General features: G+C 63.3%; 5 protein-coding genes. 3 read left to right on the top strand and 2 right to left on the bottom strand.

What is annotated here, in order from left to right; all coding sequences use genetic code 11:
* A partial coding sequence (gene mutL, locus EN939_RS17615) for a DNA mismatch repair endonuclease MutL (protein ID WP_127269034.1) occupies nt 1–851 on the bottom strand: 851 nt, incomplete at its 3' end.
* A 147-nt stretch (nt 852–998) separates the two neighbouring features.
* Entirely contained in the window at nt 999–1,901 is a 903-nt protein-coding gene (locus EN939_RS17620; RefSeq protein WP_127269035.1) for a LysR substrate-binding domain-containing protein, read from the bottom strand.
* A gap of 90 nt (nt 1,902–1,991) precedes the next feature.
* Between EN939_RS17620 and EN939_RS17625 the strand changes: the two genes are divergently transcribed.
* The 3 genes from EN939_RS17625 to EN939_RS17635 all read left to right on the top strand — a co-directional run bounded on the left by EN939_RS17625 (nt 1,992) and on the right by EN939_RS17635 (nt 5,810).
* Nucleotides 1,992–3,542 (top strand): trimethylamine methyltransferase family protein, encoded by a 1,551-nt coding sequence (locus EN939_RS17625; protein WP_127269036.1) that lies wholly within the window; start codon nt 1,992–1,994, stop codon nt 3,540–3,542.
* Nucleotides 3,543–3,584: 42 nt separating this feature from the next.
* Entirely contained in the window at nt 3,585–5,234 is a 1,650-nt protein-coding gene (locus EN939_RS17630; RefSeq protein ID WP_127269037.1) for an ABC transporter substrate-binding protein, read from the top strand.
* A gap of 96 nt (nt 5,235–5,330) precedes the next feature.
* On the top strand, nt 5,331–5,810 hold the full coding sequence (locus EN939_RS17635; RefSeq protein ID WP_127269038.1) for a DUF3828 domain-containing protein: 480 nt from the start codon (nt 5,331–5,333) through the stop codon (nt 5,808–5,810).
* Nucleotides 5,811–6,032: the final 222 nt, after the last annotated feature.

Consider the following 6,032-nt stretch of genomic DNA (forward strand, 5'->3'; position numbering starts at 1 on the left):
ACCGCATGGCGGTCACGCGGCAGGACGTCGGCATAGGCACCGCGTATGGCGCCGGCGATCAGCTTGTCGCGCACCGGGCGGCCGTTCACATACGCATATTGCTGCAGCGCGTTGGCGCGGGTGAAGGACGGGATCGACACGTGGCCGGTCAGATGCACGCCTTCGCGCATCGCATCGACGGCAATCGAATTGTCGGGAAAGTCGGTGCCCATCACCTGGGCGACACGGCGCAGGCTGCCTTCCGCGCTGTCATCCGCCGCCGGCAATTCCAGCGTCGAGCGGTCCGAGCCGGCCAGCGTGAAGCGCACGGCGGGGAAGGCGATGGCGATGCGCTTGACCACATCGCTGGTGGCCGAGCTTTCGGCGCGTTCGCCCTTCATGAACTTTAACCGGGCCGGCGTTGCGAAGAACAGGTCGCGCACCTCGATCGTGGTGCCGCGATTGGCCGCCGCCGGCCTGACAGGCAGAACGCGGCCACCCTCGATGCCGATCTCGGCGGCGCTGTCACTTGCTGCCGTGCGCGAGCGGATCGACAGTCGCGACACCGAGCCGATCGACGGCAGCGCTTCGCCGCGGAAGCCCAGCGAGCGGATGTCGTTGATATCCTCGGTGAGCTTGGAGGTGCAATGACGTGCGATCGCCAGCGCCAGCTCCCGTTCGGGAATGCCGGAGCCGTCATCGGTGACGCGGATCAGGTTCAGCCCGCCGCCGGCTGTGACGATCTCGACGCGCGAAGCGCCGGCATCGAGCGCATTCTCAACCAGTTCCTTGACGACGCTCGCCGGACGCTCGATGACTTCGCCGGCGGCGATCTGGTTGATCATCGTTTCGGAAAGCTGGCGGATGGGCATGGCAGCACTATAGGCGGATTCGAGACGGATGCGGAAGGATTCGGTGTTGCGGAACAGTGGATAGGCTGGCGAGACAGCACCTCCCTCTGGCAGGCCGCAGGGAGGTGCTGTCCCGCCGACTTCCAAGGGACTGGGAGGCGCTGCCCCTCACGCTTGCTCCGCCAGCCAGTCTCGCACCTTGCGGGCGTTGTCGCTGAGTTCCCGGTTCTTCGGCCAGACGACATAGAACGCCTTGCCGGTCTTCAGCACATGATCCGTCACCGGCACCAGCAAGCCCGACGCCAGCAGCCGCTCGGCGAGGTGCCGCCAGCCGAGCGCGATGCCCTGGCCTTCCATGACGCCCTGGATCACCAGGCCGTAGTCGTTGATGCGCAGGCCGCGCGCGGTATCGCTGAGATTGGCGCCCGCCGACTGGAACCATTCGTCCCAGCTGGCCGCCTCGCGATACGGCTCCTCCAGATGGATGAGGCGGTGCGTGGCCAGTTCGGCAGCGGATTGGGGCAGGCCGAACTTTGCCGCATAACTGGTGCCGGCGACGGGAAATATCTCCTCGTCGGCCAGCGGCAACGAGTGATAGTCCGGCCAGTCCAGCGGCGCGCCGCCGCGCACGCCGAGCGGAATGCCTTCCGCGATGATGTCGAGGTCGCGGTCGGCGGTCTGGATACGCAGGTCGATGCCCGGCAGTTCGTCGCGGAACTGCTGCAGGCGCGGCATCATCCAGAACGAGCCGAACGCGGTCGAGGCAGCCAGCGTGACATGACCGCCGGTTGCCTGCAGGCGCAGATCCTCCGCCGATTTGCGAATATGCGAAAGGCCGAGCGAGACATCGGCATGGAAGCGCTCGCCGGCCTCGGTCAGGAGAACCTGGCGGTGGCGGCGCTGGAACAGCTTGGCGCCAAGCCGTTCTTCCAGCCCGCGCACGGCATAGGAGACGGCGGCCTGCGTCATGCCGAGCTCGCGCCCGGCGGCGGTGAAGCTCGACAGCCGCCCGGCCGCCTCGAAGACGATCAGGCTGCCGGCCGAGGGCAGGAGGTGGCGCAGGCTTCGCATAAGCTGAGCTTATACAAGAGATCAGGATTTTCCAGCGTCACATCACCATTTTGTCGCGTTAGGCTCCTTCATGAGTGGAATGGAGTTGCCATGAACGCACCAGCCCCTGAAGTGACCGAACATGCCAACCGCCGCAGTGGCGGCCGCCTGGGACGCAAGGCCCTGCGCGGAGCTCCGGTAACGTCGTTTCCGACCCTGGTCCGCCAGATCCCCGTCTACCAGATGGTCCCCGATGAGGCGGTCGAGCTGATCCACGAGGAGTCGCTCTTGATCCTCGAAGAGGTGGGATGCGAATTCCGCGACGACGAGGCTATCGCACTGTGGAAGGCGGCGGGCGCGGATGTCTCGGAAACTCGTGTGCGGATCGACCGGGCCCTGCTGATGGAACTGGTATCGAAGGTCCCGCCGGAGTTCACGCTCAATGCGAGGAATCCGCAGCGTACGGTGCGGGTGGGCGGCAACAATACCATCTTCGTGCCGATGTATGGCGCGCCCTATGTGCGTGACCTCGACAACAACAGGCGCTACGGCACGCTCGCGGACCTCAACAATTTCCACAAGCTCGCCTACATGGCGCCGGCGCTGCATTCATCGAGTTCGGTCATTTGCGAGCCGATGGAAATCGCGGTACCGAAGCGTCACCTCCACATCATCCATTCCGCGCTTAAGCATTCCGACAAGCCGTTCATGGGCATCGTCACGTCCAAGGAGCGGGCGGAAGACACGATGGCGATGGCAGGCATCGTGTTCGGCGAGGATTACGTCCGCGACAATCCGGTCCTGGTGTCGATCACCAACTGCAATTCGCCGCTGGTGTGGGACGCCACCATGCTGGACGCGATGAAGGTCTATGCCCGAAGCAACCAGCCGCTGATCCTCGCACCCTTCGCACTGTGCGGCGCCTCGACTTCGGCGTCGGCCGTCGGGGCAGTCGCGCAGGTCAATGCGGAAGCGCTGGCGGGCGTCGCCTTCACGCAACTGCTGCGCCCAGGGTCGCCACAGATCTACGGACAGTTCATGGTCACCGTGGACATGAAGACCGGCGCTCCGATGGGCGGCACGCCGGAGGCGGCCCAGATGATGTACCTGATGGGCGCGCTGGCGCGGAAATACAAACTGCCGTGGCGCACCTCAGGCTTCCATGTCGGATCGAAGCTCAACGACGCCCAGGCGGGCTACGAGGCCAACATGCTGATGCATGCCGCCATCCTCGCCGGCGCCAACTACATCTGGCACTCCGCCGGGTGGCTGGAGGCCGGCCTGAGCTGCGGCTATTCGAAGTTCGCTACGGACTGCGAACAGCTGGTTGGCTGGTACAAATATGCAGGCGGCCTTCCGTTCGACGATTTCAAGGAAGCGATGGCAGCGGTCCGCGAAGTCGGGCCGCAGGGCCATTTCCTCGGCAGCAAACACACGCTCGAACATTTCGAGTCGGCCTTCTTCATACCCTCGATCATGGACTTCAATTCGTACGAACAGTGGAAGGCAGAAGGGGCGAAGGACCACGACACGCGCGGCCGCGAGAAGGCGCGCAACATGCTGGCGGATTACGAGGAGCCGAAGCTCGACGAAGGCATCGCCGATGGCCTGATGGATTTCATCGCGCGGCGCGAGGAGAGGCTGCCGGACAGCGTCAGTTGACGCGAAGAACCAAGATCAAAGGGAACCAGACGGGAGGAAAAAATGGCATTCTTCAGAAGCAGTGGCGATCGCGTGCCGAGCGCTATCGAGGCAATGGCGGTCGAAGCACGCGCGGGTCGTGTCGATCGGCGCGAGTTCCTGGCGCTGGCAAGCGCCTTCGGCGCATCGACGGCGCTTGCCTACGCCATGATCGGCCTTGCCGTGCCGGATCGGGCCTTGGCCGAAGAGCCGAAGAAAGGCGGAACGCTGCGCGTCTCGATGTCGGTGAAGGGGCAGAAGGATCCGCGCACCTACGACTGGGTTGAGCTGGCGAACATTTCGCGCTGCTGGCTGGAGCCGCTTGTCCGCTATACCAGGCAGTTCACCTTCGAGCCGGTCCTGCTCGAAAGCTGGGATATCAATGACGACGCCACCGAATACGTGCTGCATGTGCGCAAGGGCATCACATGGAACAACGGCGATGCCTTCAACGCCGATGACGTCGCTCACAATCTGACGCGCTGGTGCGAGAAGAATGTCGCCGGCAATTCCATGGCCGCCCGTGTCGGCGCGCTGATCGACGCAAAGACCGGCAAGGCCAGGGATGGCGCGATCACCAAGGTCGACGACAACACGGTCAAGCTGAAGCTAAGCGAACCAGACATTTCACTGATCCCGAATTTCACCGACTATCCGGCGCTCGTCGTGCATCGCAACTTCGATGCCGACGGTGCCGATCCGATCAAGAAGCCGATCGGCACGGGACCGTTCGAACTGGTCTCCTACGATGTCGGCCAGAAGGCGGTCGTCAAGCGTCGCGAGAATGGCAAATGGTGGGGTGGTGAAGCGCCGCTCGACAGCGTCGAGTTCATCGACTACGGCACCGATTTCAACGCCACCGTGAACGCGTTCGAATCCGGTGAGATCGACCTCAATTTCGAGTCGCCCGCCGACTTCATCGACATTCTCGACAAGATGGATCTGGTGAAATCGGAGGTGGCGACGGCGACGACGCTGGTTGCCCGCACCAACATCACCCACAAGCCCTATGATGACCAGCGGGTGCGCAACGCCCTGCAAATGGCCGTCGACAACAATGCGGTCCTCCAACTCGGCTATGCCGGGCGAGGCACCCCTGGCGAAAACCACCACGTTGCCCCGATCCATCCGGAATACTATCCGCTGCCCAAGAAGACACGCGACGCCGCCGGCGCCAAGAAGCTGATGGCGGAAGCCGGACAGGCTGACTTCGAGCATGAGCTGATCACCATCGAGGACGATTGGCAGAAGAATACCGGCGACGCCATTGCCGGCCAGCTGCGCGATGCCGGAATCAAGGTGAAGCGCACGGTGCTGCCGGGTTCGACCTTCTGGAACGACTGGACGAAATATCCCTATTCGATGACGATCTGGTACATGCGCCCGCTTGGCGTCCAGGTGCTGGCGCTCGGCTATCGCACCGGCGAGGCCTGGAATGAATCGGCATATTCCAACCCCGATTTCGACGCCAAGCTCAAGCAGGCGCTATCGCTCATCGACGTGGAGAAACGACGCGAGGTCATGAAGGATGTCGAGCAGATCCTGCAGGATTCGGGCGTCATTATTCAGCCGTTCTGGCAGAAGCTCTACAGCCACCAGAACAAGAAGGTGAAGAACTATGGTGTCCACCAGACATTCGAGATGGACCTTCAGAACGTCTGGCTGGACGGCTGAAACAAGGCGCGGCAGGACTTCATGAGCCGCAAAAAAGCCGATATGCAGGATGCGTGGTATTGATAGGCTCAAGCCATCAAAAGCCGGAGATTCTGCATGAGACTGACAGTGCTCGTTGCCGCCCTTTCGATAGCCCTGCCGGGCGCCGCCGTCGCCGGACCGGCTTCCGACGCGGTGAAGTTCTTCTATGTCCCGGCGGTCAAGTTCGAGGCCGACGAACAATATCGGGATCGGTTCACCGAACCGGTGACGAAACTGTTCGAGCTGAACGACCAGGCAACGAAGACGAACCCGGACCAGGTCGCCTGCATCGATTTCGATCCTGGTCTCGACGCCCAGGATTTCGATCAGAAAACCGTCTCGAAAACGCTGAAACTGTCTGAGAAGCTGGATGGCGATAACGCACAGGTCACGGCATCCTTCAGCCTGTTCTCCGAGGGCGATGATTCCAAACGTGAAATGCTCTGGTCGCTCAAGAAGATCGACGGCAAGTGGAAGATATCGGACATCGCTTCCAAGACCAGCGACTGGACGCTCAGCGCGCTGGAATGCATGGCCGGCCAGACGCCGGAGTGAAGCGATGGCCCATCGCCGGTTCCTGGCGCTGTCGGGTGTGTGCCTGCTGGCGGCTCTGAGCGGCGCCGCCGCGCAAGGCTTGTTGGGTGCGCCGCCGGCAAACGCCCCGGCCGGCACCCAGCCGGGCGACAGCGGGGCACCGCCCGCAAATGCGCCGGGCGGAGCGGCGGAACCGGCCACGCCGCCGGTGGGATGGTCGCCAGCCTAAGCCGCGCCCGCCGC

It is taken from the genome of Mesorhizobium sp. M7A.F.Ca.CA.002.05.1.1 (genome assembly GCF_003998335.1).
Taxonomy (GTDB): domain Bacteria; phylum Pseudomonadota; class Alphaproteobacteria; order Rhizobiales; family Rhizobiaceae; genus Mesorhizobium.